Below are 3,467 nucleotides of genomic sequence, written 5' to 3'. Positions count from 1 at the left end.
CACCGCACCCGCACCCTCGACCACAGCCACCGCACCCGGTGACCGCGTCACCCGCTCCCGGAACAATTCCAGTACGGAGGCCGCCGGTGTCCGGTCGGTGGTGTGGTTCCATCCCCGTACCACCAGTCCGCGTTCCAGCGGGCCCAGGACGTCGATCCGCCCGACCGGTGCGGAGGGGTCGGCGGCCAGTTGTTCCAGGACCCGTTCGACCTGCCGGGCCACGTGGAGGGCCTCGTCGCGGGCGAACAGGTCGGGCCGGTAGGTGACGTGCACCCGCATGCGGTCGCCGGGCATGACACCGACCGCCAGGGGATAGCTGGTGCCGGCCCGGGTCCGGACGCGTTCCACGACGAGGGCGTCGTCCCCGGCGGCGGGGCCGGAGGTGTCACCGGGGTAGTTCTCGAACATCAGCATGGTGTCGAACACGGCACCCGCGCCGCAGAGCGACTGGATCTCCGCGAGGCCGACGTGCTGGTGGGCGAGCAGGGCGGACTGGCGGGCCTGAAGCCGGGTCAGCATCCCGGTCACGCTCTCCTCGCCGTCGAGCCGGACCCGTACCGGCAGCGTGTTGAGGAACATCCCCACCATCGACTCGACACCGGCCAGCTCGGGCGGGCGGCCCGCGACGGAGATGCCGAACACGACGTCCGTGCGCCGGGCGAGCCGGCTGAGCACCATCGCCCAGGCGCCCTGCGCGAGGGTGTTCAGCGTCAGCCCGTGGTCCCGGGCCACGGTGGTGAGCGCCCGGGTCAGCTCCTCGGAGAGCAGCACCGAGTCGCCTTCCGTCGCCGCCGTCTCCCGGCCCGCGGCCGCCGGGGCGATCGACGTGGGTTCGTCGGCACCCGCCAGTTCGGCCCGCCACGCCTCACGTGCCGTCTCCTTGTCCTGCCGGGCCAGCCAGGCCAGGTGGTCGCGGAAGGAGGGCGCCGGGCCGAGACCGGAGGCGGCACCGTCGGCGGCGTAGATCCGGGACGCCTCGTCCAGGACGATCGGGGTGGACCAGCCGTCCAGCAGGATGTGGTGGGAGGTCATGACGAGGCGGTGGCGGCGGGCGCCGAGGCGGATCAGGAGCAGCCGCAGCAGCGGTGGCCCGGTCAGGTCGAAGCGGGCGGCGCGTTCCTGTTCCGCCAGGGTCTCGGCCTCGGCGAGCGCGTCCGCCTCCGTACGTCCGGACAGGTCCGCCTCGCGCCACTGGGGCTCGGCCTGGCCGGCGACGACCTGGACGCTGCGGCCGTCGGCCAGCTCGTGGAAGCTCACCCGGAGCATGTCGTGCCGGGCAACGAGGGCGTGCCAGGACCGGCGCAGGCGGCCCGCGTCCAGCGGTCCGGACAGGTCGAGCACCCGCTGGGTCTCGTAGACGTCGGCGCCCCGGCCGTCGTAGGCGGTGTGGAAGAGGAGTCCTTCCTGGAGCGGGGAGAGCGGCCAGACGTCGGTGAGGCCGGGGACCGCGGTCTCCAGTTCCGCCACGTCGGCCTGGGTGAGGTCGAGGAGGGCGAAGTCGGAGGGGGTGTGGCCGCCGGCCGAGGGGTCCGTGAGGTGCTCGGCCAGGCCGGTGAGGAGGGCGAGCCAGGAGGTGCCGAGGTGCTCGGCGTCGGTGGCGTCCAGGACGTTCCCGGCCCAGTTCAGGGTGAGGGTCAGCACCGGGCCGCGCGGGGTGTCCCGGACCACGGCGGCGGCCTCGACCGGGTGCGGCAGCGGCATGTCCGGGTCGACGGAGCCGCCGAGGGCGGTGGGGCCGGTGGGCTGCCAGGGGGCGGGTTCCGCCGGGGCGGCGGGGAAACGGCCGAGGTAGTTGAAGCCCACTTGGGGGGCGGGCAGTTGGGCGAGCACCGGTGCCGTGCCGGGGTTGAGGTGGCGCAGCAGTCCGTGACCGAGCCCGTCGCCGGGAATCGCGCGGGACTGCTCCTTCACCGTCTTCAGCAGCGCCCCGGCCGCAGGTCCCCCGGCCAGCGCGTCGTCCATGTCGACGCCGGTCAGGTCGAGCCGCACCGGGTGGGCGCTGGTGAACCAGCCGACCGTGCGGGAGAGGTCCGCGTCGGACAGGGGAGCGCGGCCGTGGCCCTCCACTTCCACCAGCAGCGCGCCCCGGGTGCCGGACCACGAGCGGGCGACCGCGCCCGCCAGGGTGGCGAGCAGCACCTCGTGGACGCCGCAGTGGAAGGTGCCGGCGGTACGGCCGATGAGGTCGTGGGCCGAGGCGCCGGACAGGGTCCAGGAGCGGTGTCGGAGGGTGGCGGCGGTGTCCCGGGCCGGGTCGAGCGGGCGGGTGCCGATCAGGGCATGTCCGCCGCCGTCACCGGCCCCGGTGCCTTCGCCGTCGCCTCGGCCGCTGCCGCCGTCACCGTCGTCCGCTCCGGCGCCCTTTCCGTCACTTCGGTCGCTGTCGGCGCCTCGGTCGCTGTCGGCGGCCAGCAGTTCCCGCCAGCCGTCCAGTTCCGCGAGGCGCGTCTCGTCCTGTGCCTCGGACTCCAGCAGCGTGGCCCAGCGCCGGAACGACGTGGCCACCGGGTCCAGTTCCGCGACCCGGCCCGCCGCGGCCGCCTCGCACGCCGCCCGCAGATCGGGCAGCAGAATCCGCCACGACACCCCGTCCACCACCAGGTGGTGCACGACCAGGACCAGCCGGCCGGCCCGCTCCGCACCCGCGTCCACCCACACCAGCCGCACCATCACCCCGGCCACCGGATCCAGCCGGTCCGCCGCCTCCCGAGCCGCACGCTCGACGGTGTGGTCGGGGTCCTCGTCGGTCCGGGGCTCGACCCGAGTCACGAGGCCGGTGGCGTCCGTGGTGCCGCGGCCCGCGACCACGAGGGCCGGCGCGTCGGCCGCCGTCCGGGCCCGCAGCATGTCGTGGGTGTCCAGGAGGGTGGCGAGGGCGGTGGCGAGCGTCTTCTCGTTCAGCGCCGGCGGCGCGGCGACGACCGCCCACTGTGCGAACCCGGGCCGGGTCGCGGCGCGGCCCAGGGCGCGCATGACGGGTGTCCAGGGCACTTCGCCCACGCCGTCCTCGGGCTTGGTGGGGGCGCTCTTCCCGGCCGGCCGGGCGGCGAGCGCGAGCCGTTCGGGCGTCCGCAGGTCGAACACCTGGCGCGGGGTCAGGGTCCAGCCGGCCCGTGCGGCCCTGGCGACGACCTGCATCGAGGTGACGGAGTCCCCGCCGAGGTGGAAGAAGTCGTCCTCGGCGCCGACCCGTTCCAGGCCCAGGACGGCCGCGAGGATCTCGCACAGGGCGCGCTCGGCGTCGGTGCGCGGCTCACGTCCCGTCACCCGGCCCGCGAAGTCCGGTGCGGGCAGTGCCTTGGAGTCCACCTTGCCGTTGGCGGTCAGGGGCAGCGCGTCGAGCACGATCAGGGCGGCCGGGACCATGTGGTCGGGCAGCACCCTCGCCAGCTCCCCGCGCAGCGCCTCGGCGTCCGCACCGGCACCGTCGGGGACGACGTACCCGACCAGCCGCTTCTCCCCGGGCC

1 protein-coding gene is annotated in these 3,467 nt (G+C 75.2%); it reads right to left on the bottom strand.

The window, feature by feature from the left end:
* A partial coding sequence (locus tag ABEB00_RS35540) for a condensation domain-containing protein (RefSeq protein WP_345624870.1) occupies positions 1-3,467 on the bottom strand: 3,467 nt, incomplete at both ends.

The organism is Streptomyces ziwulingensis, from assembly GCF_039542605.1.
Classification (GTDB): domain Bacteria; phylum Actinomycetota; class Actinomycetes; order Streptomycetales; family Streptomycetaceae; genus Streptomyces; species Streptomyces ziwulingensis.
This window is presented reverse-complemented; position numbering and strand designations above follow the sequence as displayed.